The sequence below is a fragment of the Chroogloeocystis siderophila 5.2 s.c.1 genome, assembly GCF_001904655.1.
GTDB classification, from domain to species: domain Bacteria; phylum Cyanobacteriota; class Cyanobacteriia; order Cyanobacteriales; family Chroococcidiopsidaceae; genus Chroogloeocystis; species Chroogloeocystis siderophila.
In genome coordinates this window covers 12,720-35,079 of record NZ_MRCC01000014.1, presented here as the reverse complement: position 1 = coordinate 35,079, position 22,360 = coordinate 12,720, and the positions used below count along the sequence as shown (strand labels likewise).

25 protein-coding genes are annotated in these 22,360 nt (G+C 41.3%); 17 read left to right on the top strand and 8 right to left on the bottom strand.

What is annotated here, in order from left to right; genetic code table 11:
- Positions 1-40 precede the first annotated feature (40 nt).
- From NIES1031_RS16680 to NIES1031_RS16670, 3 genes are all read left to right on the top strand, one after another.
- Positions 41-619, top strand: a complete 579-nt coding sequence (locus NIES1031_RS16680) for a Uma2 family endonuclease (RefSeq protein WP_073550643.1) — start codon at positions 41-43, stop codon at positions 617-619.
- A gap of 78 nt (positions 620-697) precedes the next feature.
- Positions 698-1,555 (top strand): 3'(2'),5'-bisphosphate nucleotidase CysQ family protein, encoded by an 858-nt coding sequence (locus NIES1031_RS16675; RefSeq protein ID WP_073550642.1) that lies wholly within the window; start codon positions 698-700, stop codon positions 1,553-1,555.
- A gap of 164 nt (positions 1,556-1,719) precedes the next feature.
- Entirely contained in the window at positions 1,720-2,493 is a 774-nt protein-coding gene (locus NIES1031_RS16670; RefSeq protein WP_073550641.1) for a Uma2 family endonuclease, read from the top strand.
- Between the two features lie 108 nt (positions 2,494-2,601).
- Here NIES1031_RS16670 and NIES1031_RS16665 read toward each other — a convergent pair whose 3' ends face one another.
- From NIES1031_RS16665 to NIES1031_RS16655, 3 genes are all read right to left on the bottom strand, one after another.
- A complete protein-coding gene (locus tag NIES1031_RS16665) occupies positions 2,602-3,489 on the bottom strand; it encodes a hypothetical protein (protein ID WP_073550640.1) in 888 nt (295 codons plus the stop codon).
- A gap of 43 nt (positions 3,490-3,532) precedes the next feature.
- Entirely contained in the window at positions 3,533-4,045 is a 513-nt protein-coding gene (locus NIES1031_RS16660) for a hypothetical protein (protein ID WP_073550639.1), read from the bottom strand.
- 127 nt (positions 4,046-4,172) lie between these two features.
- The gene (locus NIES1031_RS16655; protein ID WP_073550638.1) at positions 4,173-4,817 is read right to left on the bottom strand and encodes a class I SAM-dependent methyltransferase; all 645 of its coding nucleotides are present in this window, start codon (positions 4,815-4,817) and stop codon (positions 4,173-4,175) included.
- 179 nt (positions 4,818-4,996) lie between these two features.
- Here NIES1031_RS16655 and NIES1031_RS16650 point away from each other — a divergent pair, with 179 nt between their 5' ends.
- The 9 genes from NIES1031_RS16650 (at position 4,997) to NIES1031_RS16610 (ending at position 11,467) form a co-directional block, all read left to right on the top strand.
- The gene (locus tag NIES1031_RS16650; RefSeq protein WP_073550637.1) at positions 4,997-5,224 is read left to right on the top strand and encodes a DUF433 domain-containing protein; all 228 of its coding nucleotides are present in this window, start codon (positions 4,997-4,999) and stop codon (positions 5,222-5,224) included.
- Entirely contained in the window at positions 5,221-5,589 is a 369-nt protein-coding gene (locus NIES1031_RS16645; protein WP_073550636.1) for a DUF5615 family PIN-like protein, read from the top strand. The genes NIES1031_RS16650 and NIES1031_RS16645 overlap by 4 nt, the downstream gene beginning before the upstream one ends.
- Before the next feature lie 538 nt (positions 5,590-6,127).
- Complete coding sequence (locus tag NIES1031_RS23895; protein ID WP_073550635.1) at positions 6,128-7,237, top strand: hypothetical protein; 1,110 nt, start codon at positions 6,128-6,130, stop codon at positions 7,235-7,237.
- A 168-nt stretch (positions 7,238-7,405) separates the two neighbouring features.
- Positions 7,406-7,852, top strand: coding sequence for a hypothetical protein (locus tag NIES1031_RS16635; protein ID WP_073550634.1), 447 nt, complete (start codon positions 7,406-7,408; stop codon positions 7,850-7,852).
- Positions 7,853-7,921: 69 nt separating this feature from the next.
- Positions 7,922-8,533, top strand: a complete 612-nt coding sequence (locus NIES1031_RS16630; protein ID WP_073550633.1) for a hypothetical protein — start codon at positions 7,922-7,924, stop codon at positions 8,531-8,533.
- 69 nt (positions 8,534-8,602) lie between these two features.
- Entirely contained in the window at positions 8,603-9,211 is a 609-nt protein-coding gene (locus NIES1031_RS16625; protein ID WP_073550632.1) for a hypothetical protein, read from the top strand.
- 63 nt (positions 9,212-9,274) lie between these two features.
- Positions 9,275-9,868, top strand: a complete 594-nt coding sequence (locus tag NIES1031_RS16620) for a hypothetical protein (protein ID WP_073550631.1) — start codon at positions 9,275-9,277, stop codon at positions 9,866-9,868.
- Between the two features lie 105 nt (positions 9,869-9,973).
- The gene (locus NIES1031_RS16615; RefSeq protein ID WP_073550630.1) at positions 9,974-10,426 is read left to right on the top strand and encodes a tetratricopeptide repeat protein; all 453 of its coding nucleotides are present in this window, start codon (positions 9,974-9,976) and stop codon (positions 10,424-10,426) included.
- 354 nt (positions 10,427-10,780) lie between these two features.
- The gene (locus NIES1031_RS16610) at positions 10,781-11,467 is read left to right on the top strand and encodes a hypothetical protein (protein WP_073550629.1); all 687 of its coding nucleotides are present in this window, start codon (positions 10,781-10,783) and stop codon (positions 11,465-11,467) included.
- 69 nt (positions 11,468-11,536) lie between these two features.
- On the opposite strand, the gene NIES1031_RS16605 is transcribed toward NIES1031_RS16610, so the two are convergent.
- From NIES1031_RS16605 to NIES1031_RS16590, 4 genes are all read right to left on the bottom strand, one after another.
- Positions 11,537-12,538, bottom strand: a complete 1,002-nt coding sequence (locus NIES1031_RS16605) for an ABC transporter substrate-binding protein (protein WP_073550628.1) — start codon at positions 12,536-12,538, stop codon at positions 11,537-11,539.
- 165 nt (positions 12,539-12,703) lie between these two features.
- On the bottom strand, positions 12,704-15,199 hold the full coding sequence (locus NIES1031_RS16600) for a TonB-dependent siderophore receptor (RefSeq protein ID WP_073550743.1): 2,496 nt from the start codon (positions 15,197-15,199) through the stop codon (positions 12,704-12,706).
- 145 nt (positions 15,200-15,344) lie between these two features.
- A complete protein-coding gene (locus NIES1031_RS16595) occupies positions 15,345-16,343 on the bottom strand; it encodes an AraC family transcriptional regulator (RefSeq protein ID WP_073550627.1) in 999 nt (332 codons plus the stop codon).
- Between the two features lie 264 nt (positions 16,344-16,607).
- Positions 16,608-16,949 carry a 4a-hydroxytetrahydrobiopterin dehydratase gene (locus NIES1031_RS16590; protein ID WP_073550626.1) on the bottom strand — a complete coding sequence of 114 codons (342 nt, stop codon included), beginning with the start codon at positions 16,947-16,949 and terminating at the stop codon, positions 16,608-16,610.
- Between the two features lie 136 nt (positions 16,950-17,085).
- On the opposite strand from NIES1031_RS16590, the gene NIES1031_RS16585 reads away from it, so the two are divergent.
- Positions 17,086-18,984, top strand: coding sequence for a S9 family peptidase (locus NIES1031_RS16585; protein ID WP_073550625.1), 1,899 nt, complete (start codon positions 17,086-17,088; stop codon positions 18,982-18,984).
- A gap of 549 nt (positions 18,985-19,533) precedes the next feature.
- Here NIES1031_RS16585 and NIES1031_RS16575 read toward each other — a convergent pair.
- Complete coding sequence (locus NIES1031_RS16575; RefSeq protein ID WP_073550624.1) at positions 19,534-19,938, bottom strand: hypothetical protein; 405 nt, start codon at positions 19,936-19,938, stop codon at positions 19,534-19,536.
- Positions 19,939-20,214: 276 nt separating this feature from the next.
- Between NIES1031_RS16575 and NIES1031_RS25740 the strand changes: the two genes are divergently transcribed.
- The 4 genes from NIES1031_RS25740 to NIES1031_RS25050 all read left to right on the top strand — a co-directional run bounded on the left by NIES1031_RS25740 (position 20,215) and on the right by NIES1031_RS25050 (position 22,329).
- Positions 20,215-21,252: a transposase gene (locus NIES1031_RS25740; RefSeq protein WP_330219969.1), complete on the top strand. Its 1,038-nt coding sequence runs from the start codon at positions 20,215-20,217 to the stop codon at positions 21,250-21,252.
- A 153-nt stretch (positions 21,253-21,405) separates the two neighbouring features.
- Positions 21,406-21,687, top strand: coding sequence for a phosphopantetheine-binding protein (locus NIES1031_RS16565; RefSeq protein WP_178378162.1), 282 nt, complete (start codon positions 21,406-21,408; stop codon positions 21,685-21,687).
- The gene (locus NIES1031_RS25055; RefSeq protein WP_073550621.1) at positions 21,644-21,904 is read left to right on the top strand and encodes a hypothetical protein; all 261 of its coding nucleotides are present in this window, start codon (positions 21,644-21,646) and stop codon (positions 21,902-21,904) included. Before NIES1031_RS16565 ends, NIES1031_RS25055 begins: the two co-directional genes overlap by 44 nt.
- A gap of 2 nt (positions 21,905-21,906) precedes the next feature.
- A complete protein-coding gene (locus NIES1031_RS25050) occupies positions 21,907-22,329 on the top strand; it encodes a thioesterase domain-containing protein (protein ID WP_073550620.1) in 423 nt (140 codons plus the stop codon).
- Positions 22,330-22,360: the final 31 nt, after the last annotated feature.

The following is a 22,360-nucleotide window of genomic DNA, read 5'->3' as shown; positions in this document are numbered from 1 at the left end:
CATAATCATGGTAAGCAGCACCTTGATAGGCAGCTTCACTATGACATTAGCTACACAACACCCTACTAGAGATATTACTGATCCATCACTAGAAGCCAGTGTTTCAATTAATTCATTGGAAGACTTCATCACTCATCCTGTAGATGATGCAGAATGGGTAGACGGACAGGTAGTAGAAAAAACGGGAATGACAGTTAAACACGGTGTGATTCAAGGTAGACTATCCTACTACTGGAGAAGTTACATAATGTCCCATGGACAAGGTGGAGAACCATGTACAGAAGCTCCATGTCGCACTAATAAACAAGTCCGTCGTCCTGATGTAGCTTATATTACTCCTGAATTACTCGCCCAATTTGGTCAACTTGCAACTTTTCCTCAAAGTTTTCCGTTAATTGCCGAAATTGCTTCACCGACAGATTTTGCGGAAGAGTTATTTGCCAAAGCCAAAGAGTATTTAGAATCAGATTGTGCAGAAGTATGGCTAGTATTTCCTGAAGCCAAGTGGATATTAATTTTGACGCAAAATCAGCATTTGTGGTTTACAGCTAATGATGTAGTAAGCACTCAAGTTGTCTTGACAGGTTTTAGTATTACTGTGCAGGAACTTTTAGCTTAGCCAACTAATGAATTTAGATATCTAACGAAAGGAAAGCAATGGGCTAAAATCTAGGGGTTCATCGACGCTGGTGGCATAATGAAGGACTTAAAGGAAATTTTAGCGATCGCGCGTTCTGTAGGCTGGGGAGCATCGTATTTGTTACGCTCTTATTACCAAGCGGATATCAATGAAGGTAATTTGGAAATTAAAGACAAAAAAGATGGCCCTGTAACTTCAGCAGATCTTGCGGTTAATCACTATATTTTAGATAAACTCAAGAGTAGCTTAGGAGATGAAGACTTTGCTTACATGAGCGAAGAAACTTATAAATCGCAATCTCCTGAACATTTTAATAAACCTTACGTTTGGATTATTGATCCTTTAGATGGAACGCGAGACTTTATTGACAAAACTGGCGAATATGCAATTCACCTTGCTTTAGTTAAAGATAAACGCCCAGTGCTGGCAATTGTTGCGTGTCCAGAGTTAGAAAAACTTTACTATGCAACGCTTGGTGGTGGTACTTTTGCCGAAACTCGTGATGGTGGAGTTAAGCCGATAAAAGTTTCAGATCGCAATCAAGCTGAAGATTTAACTTTAGTTGTGAGTCGCACGCACCGCGATCAGCGCTTTAATCAATTATTAGAACATCTTCCCTGCAAGAAACAAAAATTTGTCGGTAGTGTCGGCTGCAAAATTGCCACAATTATTGAACAAGAAGCAGATGTCTACATATCTCTTTCTGGGAAATCTGCACCGAAAGATTGGGATATGGCTGCACCAGAATTGATTCTCACCGAAGCTGGCGGACAATTTACGCACTTTAACGGCGATCCTTTGCAATACAACACCGGAGATGTGAATCAGTGGGGTGGTTTAATGGCAAGTAACGGTCATTGTCACGCGCAACTTTGTCAAGAAGCTGAAAGAATTCTAGCGCATATAGACGGTTAATCAGTCACGCGGATCATGTTGTTGCAGTTGAGTTGATAACTCATTCCACCAAATGATCCGTTGGATGAGGCGATTATTGCATCTAAAGTGCGATCGCATTAAACTTTGCTCATTTTTCAGTAGTATATAAGTACCAATATTGGGTAGATACCTCTGAAATAGCCATGTCAGAAATTACCCTCAAAGAATTAGGTGTGGCATTGCCCCCTACTCAAGACGAATTGCCTTGCGATGACGGTATTCCGATGGAAACCCAACGGCATAAAGTGCAAATGAATTTACTCATTAATGGCTTGTTGCCTTGGCTTGATAAGCGATCGGATGGATACGCAAGTGGCAATATGTTTGTTTATTTTAGTCTGGCGCAAGTACGCAATCAAGACTTTAAAGGACCAGACTTTTTTGCCGTATTAGGAGTACCAAAAAAAGAACGCAAAAGTTGGGTAGTCTGGGAAGAAGGAAAAGCACCAGATGTAGTGATTGAATTACTTTCTGAGAGTACTGCACAAGCAGATAAAAATGAAAAGAAGTTAATTTATCAAAACCAACTACGCGTACCAGAATATTTTTGGTTTGATCCATTTAACCCTGATGATTGGGCAGGATTCTACTTACAACATGGAGTCTATCAGCCCATAACGCCTAATGCTCAAAACCAATTAGTTAACCAGTCTCTCAGTTTAGCATTACAACATTGGCACGGTATACACGAAGGTGTGGAAGCAACTTGGCTACGCTGGGCAACTTTAGACGGAGAATTATTACCCACTTCTGAAGAACAAGAACGTCAACGTGCAGAAACTGAACGTCAACGTGCAGAACAAGCGCAGTCTTTATTACAACAGACTATTCGGAACCTACTACAAGAAGGCATGACCGTAGAACAAGTAGCTAGACCAACAGGCTTATCGCAAGTGCAAGTAGAGCAATTTAGATGAATAAGACTGGTAATCGGTAACTGGTAATTAGCACAACAACCATATCACCCATTACCCATTGCCTAAACTCCATAGGTATACTTGACTACATTAGATTTACCTATGATTTTAGATTTCAGCTACTGCGCGTTCAATTAAGCGACGTGCTAAAGTTTGCGTACCAGTGTGTTCGTAGTAGTTTGTTGCGACATCAAGAAATGCTGCAAGATAGTCTAGTTTATCATCAGCAACTTCGATTGCTTGTTGTAAATTGCTAACGACTTTTTGTGGTGTTAGATTGCGTGAAGAAACTAATCCACTCATCCAACCTTTAACTGAGTCAAAGCTTTCACCAATAAAAAGCAGTTTATTGAGAGATGTCACTCCTGGAATTGCGTCACTTATCCGTTGGAACGTTGCGTTTTTTTCTATCTCTTTGGGACTTGTATCATTGAGAACTGATTGTGCTTTGAGGATAAAATCTGGTCCTAAGGGAATTAAACCATCTACACAAACTAAAGCCACCATTCGCATTAATGACTCGCCGCTATAGTCGGCTAAAGATGCAACAAAATCACCAATACTGTCTCCTGGAATGCCGTTGATGTAGCAAAATGCAACTAATTCCGCGACTAATTTGAGGCTTAAATCGATTGTTTGTGCTTTATCAGCTTTGGGAGTGAGGCGGTTTAAGAAACCTAGTAGTGGAATTCTTTCTCCTACTTTGTTTGCTAATGCAGCTGTACCCAAAGCAACATCCGTACTATCGACAGTTTGATACAACCACATAGCGCGCTGGTAGCCTTGGGAGCGATCATTGTAGAGATAAATTGCGCGTTCGCCAATTTGTTGAATGAGTGATTCGTCAGTTTCGCCTGTCACAACACGAATCGTGTTTTCAAAGCCTGTTACATTTTGCCACTGACCTGGAATCACAAAATCGAGAGATCGCAGCATTGAAACTGTTAGATTATTAGTTGGTAAATCGTCAACCAACTTTTGGATGGGTTTACTCACATCAAGCTCCTGTATTCAAAATTTGTTTCGGTCTGAGATATGATTACTGCAATTTGGCAAGCCCTTGATAATCGAATTCTTTTAACAAAGCTTCGCGATCGCTTGCAGTAAACGATGCATCGCGGGATATTACCTTTACTTGATAGCGATCAGCAACTAGCACTGCTGTTTGTGTATTCCCAATCTCCAATGCGGGATAACCTGCGATTTGTTTTGTCGCATTCTTAAATTTTGCCGCAGCAGTTGGAAGGCTGCGCGTATCAGAAATCGCCATCAATGCTAGATCCTTACCGTCTTTTTTCAACTTAGCTTCAGCAAAGCCTTTTTTCTCCTGCGTGTAAACTCGTTCGTAACCGCGACTCGCCTTAGGAAAGAATTGGTTAAAACTACCACCTTGAGTTGCATCTTTGGCTACAGCTTGACCGCTTTTTTGCTGGCTACTGATCGCTTGTACCTCATCAAAACGCGAGGGGGCTTGAGTTTGACAAGCTGTAACAAATAACAATATTGAGAGTAAAAAAGCTGCCAAAACCCTACGCGCATTTGGAAATATCATTCGTGTCTCCTTGGAAGTGATTAATAGAAGTTAAGGTGGGAGTATGGGAGAAAGTTGATGGTTGTTGCTTTTTAAGACTCAATAACCCTACAACCCTCCTACCATACAACCATACAACCCTCTGCTCTTATTCACGATAAGCAATTACAGCATAAAAGGGATCTCCCCCGCCAGCACCTAACCATTGCAAGAAACTTGGTGCATTTGATTGACGTGCAATCACTTCGGGAGACGTAAATCCTGGTACTGACTCAAAGTAATGCTTGACTAACTCAACGCGGCTAGCTTCTGAACCTTCGCGCCATGCTTCAATTGCTTTTTGAAAAAACATCCGGTTGGAAAAGCTGACAATCGCAACTCCACCAGGCTTGAGAACGCGGTGAATTTCAGAAAATATGGCTTCGGGATATTGTAGATATTGTACTGATACTGTGTTAAGTACTGCATCAAAATCTTGGTCTTTGAGCGGAAACTTGGGATTTTCGTTAAGATTTTGCACAAAATAATGATTCAATCGCGGATTCCGTGCTAATTCTTCCTCATTGAGTCCGTGTCCTTCAACATGAGCAAATTCTATATCTTCCGGTAGATGCGAAATCCAACTGCTCATCATGTCAAAGATACGGGTGTTTGGTTTGAGGCGGAGGCGATACAAATCTGTCAGCTGTTGAATAAAGCCATCATCAACATGAGTCACAAACCGAGGATAGGCATAAAACTGTTGATCGTCGGAACTGTCTAATTTTTGTCGTTGATTCGGTCGCAGTACCATAGGTATTGAGCAATCGTAGTTCTTTCTTAGTTTAAAAAAATTACGAAGTGTAAAGCTAGCGCCAAGGAGTGACTTGTGAGTGTGGGAATGATAAGGTAGCGATCGCAGTAGCAAATGAAAGCATCATCGCTTTTGAGCAGCGCTAAAATAGTCGGAGAAGTTGCATTTCAGAACTCTTTATGCCTGTTAACTGGCGCGAACACGTTGTGAGTAGTTCAGATGTTCTACGAGGCAAACCGAGAATTAAAGGAACTCGAATTCCGGTAAGCCTTATTTTGGGCTATCTGGCTGCGGGTAACACTTACGAGCAAATTCTGCAAGAATTCCCAGATCTGCAAATTGATCAGATTGCAGCGTGTCTTGATTATGCCCGTGACTTGGCAAGTTTTGAGACGGTAGCATCGTGAGCTTAAAGTTTTTTCTAGATCATTGTGTCCCAACTTCAATCGGACAAGCGTTGCAGGATAATGGTTATAAAGTGTTGGTTCTTAAAGACCACATCCCAATTAATTCTCCTGATGAGATTGTGATAGCTAAAGCACAGGAATTAGGTGCAATACTAGTCTCGCTGAATGGAGACTTTGCAGATATCGTCACTTATCCTCCTGCTGAATATCTTGGTATCATATCGATACAACTTCAGAATCACCCTGAGATTATTCCTCTGCTGATGCAAAGGTTAGTGAATTATTTGTCAACTCAAAGTATTATGGAATACTATCAAGGCAAATTATTAATTGTAGAAGTAAATAGGATTCGCACAAGAGAATGATTATATGCAGCGCTTATACATAATCTACATCGTACTCTGTATCTGAAGATAGCTACACAGGAAGTTAACACGACTTTTTCTAAGTAACAGCAAGAAAAAGAGTGCTTAGATAGCATTGCAAGTTACCCACACAGATACCACTGTACATTTACTGAGAAATTAATAGCATTACGAAATTCTACTTGTTTTTCGGTAGAAATACGCTAGCGTTGGATTAAGTGTTAGCACTAATTTGGTGTGCAGTTAGACAGTTTAAGCACCCAAGAAATCGCTAGTGTCTATTTTGCCAAGCAAAGCCGAGAGGGGGCAAACAGGGATTATGGCACTTGTCTGCAATCCAGCGATCTTTAATGCAATTGCCCCGCAAGTTTTGTACTAGCTATGAGCAAATTTTTCAGCTTCTAGGTATCGAACTGTCAGTAACAAGAGCAGTAAAACCAACTCAAGAGATAATTTCGCACTCTTCATCAAAGAGGCTCGTATCTGATTGACGAGGTTTTAATGTTTCCAAAAAGTTATTAAATCATGTTAGAGATGTATGGTATTTCATTCACTGCGACAAAGAATCGTTGCGTCTTTAGGACTGCCAATCTTTATAGGATTTGCGCCTCTGTTATCTGGTTCTACACCCCTAGGAACACAGCAAGAGGGTCTTAGAAATCCACCGAATCCTGCTGACTTAGAGGGATGGGAAATTTACCCACCTGGTCAACTTCCTCCTGACTTCGCTTCACCATCCCCAAGTCAATCAGTTTCTCCCAGCACTTCGGATGTTGTTCCATTTGCAGTTGCCCGTCCTGCAACAAATGTTCCAACATTCACGGTAACTATTGTTAAACGACCAATCACGCTCATATTTTATGATGCTGGAACTGCTCCTGGTGATGGAGATGCAGTTAGAATCGCCTTTAACGGTCAAACCGTTAAGAATGTATTGCCGCTTACAATTAGTGGCACAGTTGTTCAATTTCCAGCAAATCTGTTTCGTCCTGGAGTTAATCGAATCGCGATTACGGCTTTAGGTTCAGGAGCAATACCGCTTAATACAGTGGGAATGATCTTTCCTTCGACCCAAGTTGGCAATGGAAACCGTAGAGATATCCAATTCGCTATAACATCAGGGCAAACAATTGGAACAACTGTAGGCTTTCCCCAAATTGCACTTTGTAGGACGAGGTTCAGATTTCCATGTGTGGCTTCACGAAGTTTAAGCGTTTTTCCTGAAAGCGCACAGCACGTATTGGAAGCTCAAGGAATCCCACCTCAACCGATAGTAGCGCCTCTCCGACCAGGACGAACAGGGAATCCTTTGCGTAGGAGTTATCCACGCTTATTGACGGTAGATCGTCCAAATTCAACTACGCGGAGAAATCAATCAATTGCTGCTTATCGAACCTGTCCCCCAAAACCAAATGGTACTACGCAAGACAGAGATGAATATCCACCAGCAGTCTTTTTAGAGAATGGCGTACCTAATAATTCAGGTGTTTACGTTGGCTCTGCTCATATAAAATGCATTGCGAGTAGAGATAATCAGCTATCTGGCAGTAGCTTCGGAAGTCAGTTAAATTTTTATCGTGAGCGACCGAATGCAACTCCTTACGCTATTGATAATCAGGATACGATCGAGTTTGTGATTCTAGATTGAGAAATGAACCGACTGGCAGCACTGGAGCTATACCCATATAGTTCTATATTCTGGGTATATGATGCCGTTCTTGATCCTGCCTACCTAGATCATGTAGCAGAACACATTGTTTATCAAGGGTTTTCTGGACACCCTAGAAGTTACAAATTTTCTACTCTTGGTGAATGTATGAATCTCAAACTTGAAATTTGGAAGGCAGAAATTTACTGCCCGCATCAAGAGATTGTGCTGCGAGACGATACAATCCGTGCAGTCAAAGTTCCGTTTTCAATTTCCGATTCTAATGAGGGAGTGATACTTTTCGATAACTTCCGGCTAGTAGAATCGCGGTTTCGATTCGGCTCAAATACAGAATTCGCTCTCGTGTTTGAGATTAAGCTGCGTAACGATCCAGAATACTTGAATAGTTCGCAATATCACGAAGATGTTGACAGTGCTTTTACGCAAGAGTGCTGTTTCCTGACGTTTTATCCGACTGAGGAACCTGTACAACCCGAAGTGTTACGGCTTGATGCGTGGGCATCTCCACCGTATGAGTTTAGTCGCTACACTCGACTCGATCCTACTTATCCACTGATCTTAGACGACGAACCTACACAGCCTTTGCCCTGGTAATTTGTTGTCTTGCTGAATCCATAGCAGTCAATTAAAATGCTGATCAAATTTCTAATTCTAGATTGAAACATGAACCGACTGGCAGCGTTAGAGTTATATCCTTATAACTCCCTACTTTGGGTTTATGATGCCGTTATTGATCCTGACTACCTAAATTATGCAGCAGAACACATCCTGACTCAAGGGTTTTCTGGACACCCCAGGAGTTACAAATTTTTTACTCTTGGTGAATGTATGAATCTCAAACTTGAAATTTGGAAGGCAGAAATTTACTGCCCGCATCAAGAGATTGTGCTGCGAGACGATACAATCCGTGCAGTCAAAGTTCCGTTTTCAATTTCCGATTCTAATGAGGGAGTGATACTTTTCGATAACTTCCGGCTAGTAGAATCGCGGTTTCGATTCGGCTCAAATACAGAATTCGCTCTCGTGTTTGAGATTAAGCTGCGTAACGATCCAGAATACTTGAATAGTTCGCAATATCACGAAGATGTTGACAGTGCTTTTACGCAAGAGTGCTGTTTCCTGACGTTTTATCCGACTGAGGAACCTGTACAACCCGAAGTGTTACGGCTTGATGCGTGGGCATCTCCACCGTATGAGTTTAGTCGCTACACTCGACTCGATCCTACTTATCCACTGATCTTAGACGACGAACCTACACAGCCTTTGCCCTGGTAATTTGTTGTCTTGCTGAATCCATAGCAGTCAATTAAAATGCTGATCAAATTTCTAATTCTAGATTGAAACATGAACCGACTGGCAGCGTTAGAGTTATATCCTTATAACTCCCTACTTTGGGTTTATGATGCCGTTATTGATCCTGACTACCTAAATTATGCAGCAGAACACATCCTGACTCAAGGGTTTTCTGGACACCCCAGGAGTTACAAATTTTTTACTCTTGGTGAATGTATGAATCTCAAACTTGAAATTTGGAAGGCAGATACCGATTCACAATCAGCAATTGTGCTGCGAGACGATACAATTCGTGCGGTCAAAGTTCCGTTTTCAATTTCTGATCCCAAAGAAGGAGTTATGTTTGATGATAACTTTGGGCTGATGAAATTGCGATCGCGGCTTGACTCAAACACAGAATTCGCTCTTGTCTTTGAGATTAAACTGCGCAACGATTCAGAGTATTTGAATAGTTCGCAATACCACGAGGATGTTGACGGAGCCTTTACACAAGAGTGCTGTTACCTGACGTTTTATCCTACTGAGAAGCCTGTACAGCCCGAAGTGTTGCGCATCGATGCGTGGACATCTCCGCCGTATGAGTTTAGTCGATATACACCGCTTGCTCCTACTTATCCACTGATATTAGATGCTGAACCTACACAGTCTTTGCCTTGGTAATTTGTTTTTAACTTACAAGAGTTAATTAAAATGCTGATCAAATTTCTGATTCTAGGTTGAAAAATGAACCGACTGACAGCTGTGGAGTTTTATCCCAATAACTCCCTAATTCACGTGTATGATGGCACTCTTGATTTTTCCTCATTGAATCATGCAGCAGAACACATTCTGACTCAAGGGTTTTCTGGACACCCCAGAAGTTATATATTTTCTACTCTTGGTGAATGTAGGAATCTAGCAGTTGAGATTTGGACACCAGAAATCTACAGCCCACATCAAGAGATTGTGCTGCGAGATGATACAATCCGCGCGGTCAAAGTTCCGTTCTCACTTCCTTATTCTAAAAAAGGAATTGTGCTTTCAAATGGCTTTGAAGTGGAATTACGATTTTGGCTTGGATCGAGTGAAAATTATGCGCTGGTGTTTGAGATTAAGCTGCGCAACGATCCAAAGTATTTGAATAGTTCGCAATATCTTGAGGATATTGACGGGGCTTTTACACAAGAGTGCTGTTACCTAACGTTTTATCCTACTGAAGAACCTGTACAGCCCGAAGTGTTACGGGTAGATGCGTGGGAATCTCCGCCGTATGAGTTTAACCACTACACCCAACTCAATCCTACTTATCCATTGATATTAGATGATGAGCCTACATAGCCTTTGCCTTGATAGTTTGTTATCGTTTTGAATTCACAGTATTCAATTAAAATGCTGGCCTATCCAGGCTCTTAGTTGCGGGCTGATTGCAAGAGGAATTAATATATGCGCCTCGCTCAAATTATGACTATTTCTGGAATTGTTGCTTTAGTAGTAACTGTTGGCGAAGGCATAGCCGCTGCTCAAACCGATAATTTTCGCTGTTTTATGGTCACTATGTCAGGTAATACTATTAACCTAGAGCATATTTGTAAAGTCAATAATGATTTAGGGTCGAAAAAGTTAGTTAACTTAACACCTATTTATACTCAAATTCGCCAGAATTTAGATAATCAGAATTTTGAAGAAGCAATCGAGGGCTATACTCAACTGCTAAGATACCAGCCAAACAATGCAAAAGTTTACCTTAATAGAGGATTAATTTATTGGTATTTAGATAATCGGCAAACTGCGATCGCAGATTTAGAACAAGCATCGCGATTATTCCGCGCTCAAGGAGATGAGACGTACTTCCCTGCTACGCAAGAGCTAATCAGACAAATTCAATCAGAGGGTTAAATCGATTTAACCTGGCTACTATCTGATTCACAAGTCTGTTGTTATGAATAAAATTGCGTAGATATTAAAACTCGTAAAAATCAGTTAACCGAACATTTATCGGTGCGCTTGGATAAATTGTTCATATTCACAGTGATTCTCTTCAAGAAAATGAAGCACGGTTCAGGTGCGATCACCCAGCAACTAAAAATACCTAGTTTCTAGCAACTGTAGCCCGATGTACTTGCTGCAATTAAAACAAATAATCTTTCAGATCCATACCACTGTCACTAGTTTGTCATGCGCTTGCCATACTCAACCGATATTCTGAAAACTACATTAAGTTCTCTTGTGCATCAAATCGGGTGAGAGATTATGCAAGAACTAACCAATCAAAGCAGCAAAACAGTATTGGCAAAAAAATGTATATTATCTGATGATTCGACACTGATAACTGCACCCATCGTACTATATAGTTTTGGGCAATGGAATCAACCACTTCAAAATCCACTATTTACTGCAACACTATCTTTTCCTTTCCTCGCTTCATCACCAAAGTTCCTTCCACGTACTAAGCAACAATCATTAACGGCTGATGATTTGTTGAATTTTGAACAAACGCAGAATATTAACACTACTTTTATTAGCCTCTGTCGCAGACGTTGGCAGCAAGAAGTTTACAATCGGTTTCGAGAAGCTAGGAAACGCTTTCCTGAGTTCTTTCCTTGCTTTGACTTGAGAGAAAATTCAGATGGAAAATTAGAGTATTCAATTCATTTTAAACCTTTGACTAAATATGCAAAAGGGTTGTTGGTTGACAATCCTCTCTTTCCTCATAATGAAGAATTTAAGCCAATAGAAGAATTGTGGAATTCTCAAGGAAAAAGTCAACTCGATATTATATTTGAGCGTTATCCTACACAGTTAGAGCTAAAAGTATCTAAAGTATCGTCGTGGAAGCTGCAATTGCAAGAAATGATTCAATTAGTTCAAGAATCTGTCAAAAAATTTGATATCAGTTCTCTTAAACTGCGATTTTCTCAAAGAAAAGCTGTGCTGTAAATAGTAAATAAGTACATTTCTTCTTAGACAGTAGACGAGTTTATCTTAATATATTGACGTTAATTAACGTCAATATAGAGATAGTTTATTTGATGCTGGTAACATTAGTTCTAGAACATTATTCATAATTTGTTCAGCGGCGATTGGTCCATCTAAAAATGCCCAGAGATAACCATTTACGAAATAAACTTGCTTTACATTGTCACTGATAGATTGCAGAAGCGGATTTTGACTCCATAGCTGTTTGACATTGCGTATCCCTTCAGAACCGCCTGCCATGACGATAATGATATCAGCTTCAAGTTGTGGTAGCACTTCTAGTGAAATTCCGCGAATTACGCCATCAACATCAATTGTGCGTTGGGGAATGACAAGCTGAAAGCCTAAATCTTTGAGTAACGCACCTGCAAAGATTTTATCGGTGGATATGGGAATATGATCGGGTCGTGAGAAATAAAGTAGTAGTACCTTGTTGTTGCGACTGATAGGTTCTAGCTTTACTTTAACTGCTGCAACCTTTTGTTGATATTGTGCGAGTACCTGCTGTGCTTGCGGTTCACGGTTCAGCACTTGGGCGAGGGTAAGTAGGCGTTGTTGCCAAGGGAAATCCTCACCCGATAGTGCTAATGTGGGTGCAACTTTGCTGAATTGGTCGTATTGCGTGCGATCGCCGTAGCTGTAAGTCATTAAAATTAAATCAGGTTTGAGTTTGAGGATCGTTTCTAGCGAAGGACTGCTGTAATTACCAATGTAAGTTGGTGATGTTGTTAGGCGATCGCTGAAATAACCAAATTCGTTGATTGAGTCTCCCGCTTTGAGAGAATTAGGAACAACTTGAGAAAAGCCCGTGTAGCCAACGGGTTCAACCCCAAGCGCTAGGAGTAGATCGAGCGATCCTGGATCGTAGGCGATAATTCGTTGCGGCTGTCCACAAATTTGAGTGTTACCAAACTCATGGTCAACGTTGCGGCATTGCGAGGCTGTATTATAGCTAGCTGTAGGAACTTGATTAAGATGACACGCTGCAATCAGAATAGGAATTAAGCAAATACTGAGTTTTTTAATTTGCATGAGTAGGTTATTTGAATTACATATTACTTTTTAAACGAACCCCAGAGACGCAGAGTGCGCAGAGAGTGAAGACAGAGAGTTTTTTATAGTTCGTCTGAGACTACTACACAAATCAAAGTCCCCCAGAATGGAGAGCCAGTGCGCCCTTGGGAGGCTACTACCAAATTAAAAATCATACGAGATTGTTGCCCGAATGTTGAATGGTGCGCCTGGATAAATTGTGGTTCTGTTTTGAGCAACTTCGTAGTATTCAATGTCAAATAAATTTTGGATATTGATTGCAGCCCTCCAATTCTCATGACGGTAAAATAGTGCAGCATCAGCACGGACATAACTCGGTAGCTGTAAGTTACTATTAGGCAGTTGTCCTTGACGTTCGCCGACAAAAAATAGTCCTAATCCAAACCCTAATCCTTGCAGCGAACCAGTCTGAATTTCATATGTTGTCCATAGATTCAAGGCATTTTCGGGAACATTGTTCAAAAAGTCACCTTCGGGAAGGCGATTGTCTTGGGTAACTCGCGCATCGGTGTAGGCATAACCTGCGATAATGTTCCATCCTGGTAAGATTTCACCGGCGATGTTGAATTCAATGCCTTGACTGCGTTGTTCGCCTACTTGAATTGAGAAATTTGAATCAATAGGATCGCTCGTTAGGACGTTGCGTTTGGTAATATCAAAAGCGGCGAGTGTAGCAGATAAATTATCGTTAATCTCAGCTTTAATACCAATTTCGTATTGTGTACCGCGTTCGGGTTCAAATGCAGTGTTAGTTCGCGATCGCCCTACTACCGGAAAGAAAGATTGGCTGAAACTAGCATAAAGCGAAATTGGCTCAATCGGTTGATAAACAACACCAATACGCGGGCTAAATGCGGTATCCGATTGCGTTGATTCTTCACCAAACAAATTTTGATCTTGCCATACAAAATCTAGTCTTCCACCTATGAGCAATTTTAAGTTTTCCAGTACGCTAATTTGATCTTGCACATAAAGTCCGAGGTTATCGGTGAAAATGGTTTGGAAATAACCAGGTTCAAAAGCTTCTGGGACAGCAACATCGTAATTTGGATCGAAAATATCAATTGGTGGTAAAGGGGCGAAACGATCTTCATATTGATCGGTGATGCGATTGAGATCGATACCTATTAAGAGTTGATGTTCAATTGAACCTGTTGTGAAACGACCAATCAAGTCAGTTTGCAAGCCAAAATTTTCGTTGAGATATTCACTATCTATATAATCTCTGGGGAGAAAGCGATCATCAACTAACGCACCACCAATATCAGCACGTAATCCCGTCTGCAAAATTGAAGTTAAGAAAAACGCATTGCGAATTTGCCAGTTTTCGCTAAAGCGATGCTCAAGTCGATAGCTTGCGCGAGATTGCGTTTCATAATAATCATCTAACGACGGATAGCCTAAAAAGCGATTTATTGGTAACGGTAAAGAACCATCATTAAGCGCAACCACACCGCGATCAAACACTGGGTCGTTGTACAAGTAGGAAAAATCGAGTGTTAAAGTTGTATCTTCGCTCATATCCCATTGCAAAACGGGTGCAATGAATAAACGTTCTTCGTTGACAAAATCGCGAAAACTGCCTGCATTTTGATACGCTACATTGAGGCGATAGCGTAAACTTTCATCGTCGGTTAAAGGTGCAGAAAAGTCAATTTCTGGGCGATAAAAGTTGAACTGTCCGCCTGTGAAACCAACCGTGTAAGTCGGTTCACTTAGCGGTTGTTTGGTTACGATGTTAACAATACCACCAGGCTGTACTTGCCCAAATAAGACCGAAGCGGGACCTCGTAATACCTCGATTTGTTCAATATTAGACAAATCTGCGATAAAGCCAAACTGACCATCGCGAAAACCGTTTCTAAAGTTAGAATTTTGTCGAAATCCCCGAATAATAAATTCGCCTTGTCCTGTCCCTGCATAGCTGTTTGAGGTTGTTACTCCTGGTGCATTATTTCTGACTGCATCTGATAAGCGAAGCCTACCTTGATCTTCAATCACTTGTTGCGAAATCACTTGAATCGAGGCTGGAACGTCGCGCAATGGGGTATTAGTTCGTGTCGCAGTAGCTGCACTAGAGGGGTTATAACCTTCGTCTTGTTCGCCTGTAACAACTATTTCTATTGTGTCTTCCTCAGCTTCTGGAGTTACACTTATTATCAAGCTTTGTGGTTTGGTTGCGATCGCTGCTGTAGGTGGTGCATCAATTCCTGTAATCACAACCCGAACGCCGTTATTTGGTATGTTGAAAACGCTTACTGTTTCAATGCCTTCGCTGGGATTTACTTGTTGAAACTGATCGCCCTCTGGCAATGCTAGCACAGTATTCGGAATATCTGCGATCACATCGTTGCCTACAATAGTTGTTGTTGGAACTGTAATTTCACCTGCGGCGGTTTGTAATACAATTTCTAATCCTGTCGCTGTGGCGTTGACTTCGACTCGATTAATTTGGGTAATGGCTTGGGCAATTTGCGTCATCCATTCATCAACCGTAGTCGCAGGATACTTGCGTTGATGCGTTTGAGCCGTTTCTAATTGTTCTGCCCATGCAGGCGATAAATTTATAACATCGGGAATGCAACTCGATACCACAATCGACCACAAAATAACTTGCACGCCACAAAAACGCCCAGTCATAACAACTCCTTCCACATCAGCCCACACGCTTAGTTGAAAATGATTCTTAACAGACAATAAGGCTTAGTGTGGGAAAGCGTCTATCCGCAAACGGCAATTGAGATCCCGAAACGGACTTGCGTCACACAATCGTGACTGCTTGCTGTTAATCGCCTTGTAACCCACGAAGCGTCCGTCTACTTGTTAATTCACTCGGAGTGATACCAAAATGGCGCTTAAAGGCAGCAGCAAAATGTCCTAAATGACAATAACCTACCATATTTGCAACCTCGGCTATGGTGCGATCGCCATCAAGTAAAAGCTGTTCGGATCTTTTCATCCTTTGATGCGTCAAGTAACCAAATACCGTTGTCCCAAACAATTTTTGGAAGCCACGGCGGAGAGTGCGATCGCTCACTCCTACTTGCTGCGCTAGTTCTAACAACGAAGGGGGATTTTCTAGCTGTCTTGTTAAAATATCTCTTGCGTGATACAGTCTCTCAATAGTGTCTGGTTTAAGCCGAGGTGAAGGCTGAAGTTGACCCCATTCTGCCAAAATTGGGTTTAACTGCATTGCCAGTAATTCAAACACTTTTCCTTGAAGATACAATCGCTTTGTAACCCCTTGATAGGGACAATTAAGAATTTGCTGCACCACAACTTGCATTGCTGGTGTAACATCTGGAAAAAATGATTCCTTCCAATCATTGTTTTTTATTAAAAATTCCAAGCAAGAATGCCCACTTACAAGAAATTGTTGTAGCAACTCAGGCTCAAGCTCAATACTTACACCTAGAATGTTTTGTGACTTTTGGTATCTTGCAACATAAGCAGGTGATACACCACTCCCAGATAAATACGTGCATTTTCCACCCAAAACTGGATAAACTTCGTCGTGATGAATCAACCCTGATGAGAGTACGGAAAATTGTACCAAATGGTCATGTACGGGAACTTTAAGTACCACATTATCAGCGTACTTGTTATTGAAGATGACTAATCCAACTCCTGGGGCAATATTGATCTCACGTTGATATCCATCACCCAAACATTCAGGTAATTTATACAACGACTCAAACTCATCAATTAAGACATCATGCGTGTGACTTTGAGCGTGTTGTTCATACAGTTCAAGCAACTCAGTCAGGGAAAGGATGAGTGTCATTGCAGGTACTACGTCGCTAGATCAATGAAAAATATTAGCAATAATTGAGCGATCGCTTCTACCAGCAACCAAACATCAACCATTACCTATACTTTTCAACGAACCACTCCAGACGCAAAGGAGGACACATGAAAGGTGCGGGGGTTTCCCCCGTTGTAGCAACTAGCGTCAAAGTGTCCGTAGACACAGAGAGAAGAATAAAGAGAGATTTTCACCAATGATTTAAGATTGCTACACTATCACTCATCCTCTAACTTCACGCAATCAACCTGCTGCAATTTGATCGGTTTTTGCTGCCATAATGAAATCATTACGGTGTAACCCAGAAATTGCATGAGTCCACCAACTGACTTTTACTTTACCCCATTCAGTCAGTAATGCGGGATGATGTCCTTCTTCTTCTGCAATTGCACCAACGCGGTTAGTAAAATCGAGTGCAGCTTGAAAATCGCGAAACTTGTAAGTACGTTCTAAACGCGCTTCTCCATCTACTTCAACAATATTCCAGTCAGGAATTTGTGGTTTGAGTTCGGCAATTTCTGCATCTGTAACGCGGGGTGCATCTTTATGACACGCAGTACACTTTTGTTTTACTAAAGCTTCCATAGTTCCCTCTTGCTGTAAATATGATGTGGACTGCAAGTAGTGTTATTACTCTACTTGCACTTTAGCAAATACGATGCAACTGCGAGGAGCTTTCATCTACTGTAGAAAAAGCAACATAATACGCAAGTATCTCACAATGCAAACTGTAACAGAAGTAGAATTATCCAAGCTACCACCGCTGATTCCGCGTGATATTCTTTTTGGTAATCCTGAACGGGCGCGTCCGCAGTTATCGCCTGATGGGAAATATTTAGCATATATTGCACCGGATGAGAAGAACGTTTTACAAGTATGGTTGCGTACAGTAGGACAAGAAGACGATCGCAAACTCACCGACGATAAAAAACGTGGTATCCGCGTCTATTTTTGGACGTATGAAGGTGAACAGTTAATTTACCTGCAAGATACCGATGGCGATGAAAACTGGCACTTGTATTCGGTTAATATCACAACACAGATCGTCCGTGATTTAACGCCCTTTCAAGGAATTCAAGCACAACCCGTAGGGCTTGATCCGAATTTTCCCAATGAAATTTTAGTTGGGTTGAATTTACAAGATTTGCGTAAACACGATGTCTATCGAGTTAATTTGAAAAATGGTGCAGTGGAGTTTGATACCGAGAATCCAGGAAATATCGTTGGCTGGTTAGCTGATGCACAGTTTCAGATCAAAGCGGCGATCGCAACTACCCCAGATGGTGGTTCAGATCTTTTGTATCGAGAAACCCTAGATCAAGATTGGCAATTGTTACGCCACTGGGGACCTGATGACGAAGGTGCGCCAGTATTATTTTCTAATGATGGTCAAACACTGTATCTCATTGCTAGCCACGAAGCAAATACACAGCGACTTATTGCCCTAAATTTAGCGACTCGTGAAGAAACAGTCATTGCTGAAGATTCTCAATATGACGTTGATGGTGTGCTTGTGCAACCGCTTTCGCGGCGGATTCAAGCTGTTTCTTTCTACAAAGACAAAGAAGAGTGGCAAATTCTCGATCAAAGTATTGCACCTGATTTTGCCGCAATTTCGCAAGTACGTCACGGTGAATTTGGTATCAGTAGCCGCGACTTAGCCGATAAAACATGGTTAGTATCTTACCTCACTGATGATGGTCCCGTTTATTACTACACTTACGATCGCGAATCGAAAAATAGCACTTTACTCTTCAGCAACCAGCCGAAACTAGAAGGCTTGCAACTTGCGTCGATGCAACCTGTTTCTTATACTGCACGCGATGGGCTAACAATTCATGGCTATTTAACAACTCCTATAGGAATCGAAGCAAAGAATTTACCAACGGTACTGTTAGTTCACGGTGGTCCTTGGGCGCGGGATACTTGGGGTTACGATCCGGAAGTGCAATGGCTAGCAAATCGTGGCTATGCGGTGTTGCAAGTTAATTTCCGAGGTTCTACAGGTTATGGTAAAAACTTCCTCAACGCGGGTAATCGCGAATGGGGTGCAAAAATGCACGATGATTTAATCGATGCGGTAAATTGGCTAGTCGAAAAAGGAATTTCTGACCCGCAAAAGATTGCAATTATGGGTGGTTCGTATGGCGGTTATGCAACTCTAGTGGGGTTAACGTTTACCCCTGATGTCTTTGCTGCGGGTGTAGATATTGTGGGTCCAAGTAATTTAATTACGATGATGGAGAGTATTCCCCAATATTGGGAACCATTAAGAGCAATGGAAGCGCATCGTATTGGTAACTTGGAAACCGAACAGGAATTTTTAAAGTCGCGATCGCCTTTATTTTACGCTGACCGCATCGAAAAACCGCTACTGATTGCCCAAGGTGCGAACGATCCGCGCGTTAAACAAGCCGAAAGCGATCAAATTGTCGAAGCTGTAAAGAAAGCAGGTAAACCTGTAGAATATGCGCTTTACACCGATGAAGGACACGGCTTTGCACGTCCCGAAAACCGCTTACACTTTTATGCTATAGCGGAGGAGTTTTTGGCAAAATACTTAGGTGGAAGATTTGAACCGATGGGAGATATCCCTGGTCATTCTGGCGTGATTCAATAAGTGACAAGGTGGGCTTTTTGCCCGCCTCATAGTTCATATACTCAACACTTGAAAACCTGCTTGTGCAAAATGTCGGTCAAAAGTTAACACTTGATTTACACTGGCTTCCCGCATGACTACAAAAGAGACACAATCAACTAAACTCTATTCCTTATCTTGATACATTTTGTACAATTTTAAAACTTGTTTAAATAAGTTTTGGTTAAGATTAACAAGTGTTACTTCTTCGGAAGCTAAAAATTTATCAATAATTTCAGATGCTTGTTGCCTGTAATTAAGTACAAGAGCATTACTATTTCTAATAATACAGCATCAGTTGTAAGTATAGGAGAACTTTCAAATCTGTCTGCTAATTTTCATGCTTCTTGATGGTATTGATCTATGTAATTAACTAATGCAATAATAAACCCACTGTCAACAAATATTCTATTCGACACGCTTTTCGCCGCTCAAGTATAAATCTAAATTTGCAGCAAAGTCGTCTGGTTCATCAATTCTAATATTTTTAAGTTGCGACATCAGACTCGGCTTTTTTTGATCATTGGTTGACTATTGATCATGCTTTGCTTGATCATTTGAAGGTTGTTTCATCTGTGCTCTCTGCACAAGGTATATACGCTTATCAATTTCTCTATGCTGATATCGAAATATCAAATGAGTATAAATCTTGATTACTAATAATACTAGCCCTATCATTGCTGTCAGAGTGTTGAACATTCCGTAAATTAAATTTGTATTAAGTTCTGTTACATCTATTTCAAATGCTGTTAAAAATGTAACAACAATAAAAAGTGAGAGGAAATACATAAAAACATCATCAAGCTTTTCTTTGTATTGAATTGGTTTTAACTCATGTTGTATAATTTTTAGCTCAACATTCTTCAAAGTTTCAGGACTTGCAGTATTACGCAGTATGCCAATATTTCTTTCATCTTCTAATTTTGATTCTCTCAATTTATCCCCTCGTTTTTTTGTGACGAGAGACCGATAGAGTTTCCCTAATTGTCCTCTTTATAGAATTAAAGTTTATTTCTCTTTTTTTAAATAACACATCCAATAAATCTTTTTTTCTATGTTTTTCACAATAAGTTAAATAATCATAAACTCGATCTTTATATTCAACGTTCTCCCTGATTTCACGATGAAATGTAACGTATTCACGCAGCGCAGCAATGACTTTTCCCTTGATGTTTAAAATCTTTAAGCCTCAAAAAAGACTTCTTCCGGGAGATATTTATCAAACTAAAATTCCAGTTAGCTAAACAAATTATCCGAGAATTAAAGGCTTTTGGTTTTAAATTTGGGCTAGTTTTAGCAGACAGTCTTTATGGAGAGAGCCATCCCTTCATCCGTTCATTAGACGAACTGGAGTATCCCTGGATTGTAGCAATTCGCTCGAATCATGGCGTGTTAATGCCCAAGGAGCAACGTGTAAGAACCAATCGGTGGAAAGCTTTCGACCGCATCTTTTCCAATGGAAAGAGTGAGGTGCGCTATCTACAAGAAATCATATTTGGTAAACGACGTGACTGGCGTTACTGGACAATTACAACTGACCCAGTTGAACTACTGCCCCAGTCTCTAGACAAAGAAATCGGCAATTTATATGGTTTGAGAACCTGGATAGAGTATGGCTTCAAGCACTGCAAAAATTACTTAGGTTGGGCAGATTTTCGGATGACTCACTATAAGCAAATTGAACGGTGGCGGGAAGTCGTAGAAAGTGCCTATTTGATGGTAAGCTTGCAGTTTAATGGACTAAAGGTTGATGACTATTCAGATAGTAACCTTAACCAGTTAACTCTGCTTAATAGGTTAAAACAACATCCTTGTTGGTGTGAAGCAACAGGAATGACACAATTTCACTACAACGTGTTGCTCTACATGGACGAAACTGCGACGACAACTTTGATCGCATGGAGAGATTGGAAGCAGCAGCCACTCAGCGTTGCTGATGTTCAACATCATTTACTAGAGGCTGAACCAGAAATTTTTGGTATAACCAACGTTACTAACAGTCGAGTAAACGCCGCAGTCAAAACCGTCGATTGGCTATTTCATCAAACCTCGCCAAAAACTGTTGAACGAATGCGCGAAGCGTTGGACTCCACAGAATTGGCGATTGATCCCCAAGATTGGTGGGATTTAGAATCTGTACTGCCGTACGGTGTAGAAATTGCGTGGTCTAAACAAACACAAACGGGTGGCTATGATGTTGTATTGATTCGACAAAAACGTCAAGAAGTTGATTTACTGATCGCTCAGTAGCAAGCGAATCAAGCTTGGAAGAATTACACAAACAATCCGCTACAAGCTCAGTTTGCACGTCAACTCGTTCCGTAGCTACGCGAATACTTAGGGCAAACTTTACCCGACTACATGATACCTTCGGTGCTTGTACCTGTAGAATCCTTTGTTCCAATGGCTACAGGTAAAATCGACCGCCGTGCTTTACCGCTTCCAGAGGCACCTCAGACATCAAAGCCAACGCTTGCCCAGCGATCGCATACAGAATCTATGCTAGCCGACATTTGGGAGGAATTACGACTTAAGCACGTGAGTGTTCACGACAATTTTTTTGAGTTGGGTGGACATTCGTTACTAGCGACACAACTTGTCTCGCGCGTGCGTGATATGTTTAAAACTGCCTTTACGCAGCGTGTTTGCAGCACCAACGATCGCGCAACTGGCTGTAGTCATTGATAAATTGCGCAACACGGCACCACAACACGTTTCGCCATTAGTCCGGCTTGATCGCGCAGCACACATTCGCTTGCGATCATCGTTAACAAGTGACAAATCGGTTATTCAAAATCCTCCATCTCTAAAGCAGGCTACAGAAGTTTGGTCGCCGTTAGTTCCCTTAACGCTTGGAGGTCACAAACAACCTTTTTTCTGCGTTCATCCGATCTTTATCTAGAATTGGCACATTACCTAGGAAGCGATCGCAGTTTCTACGGACTTCAACCTCTGGGATTGGATGGCAAACAACCGCCTTTGAAACAGATTGAAGCAATGGCAGCGTATTACATCCAAGCAATTCAAACTGTGCAGCCGCATGGTTCCTATTACTTGGGTGGTTGGTCGTTTGGGGGACTTGTTGCGTTTGATATGGCGCAACAACTAACGCAAGCAGGGCAAGAAGTCGCACTTTTGGCAATTTTTGATGCTCCAGCGCCAATTACTGCGAATCAACCTTCGCCTGGTCATAGCCTCAAGGTTTTGCTCAAAACAGTGCTCTGGTCTACGCTGCCGTTTTTGCTAGACTATACTGCGATCGTCCTTAATTCTCAACGGCTGAAAGCACCTCAACACGCAAATAGCAAGCGCCAACAGCAGAATTAGTTTCTCGCTGGCAATGGTTAGCTATTGCTAA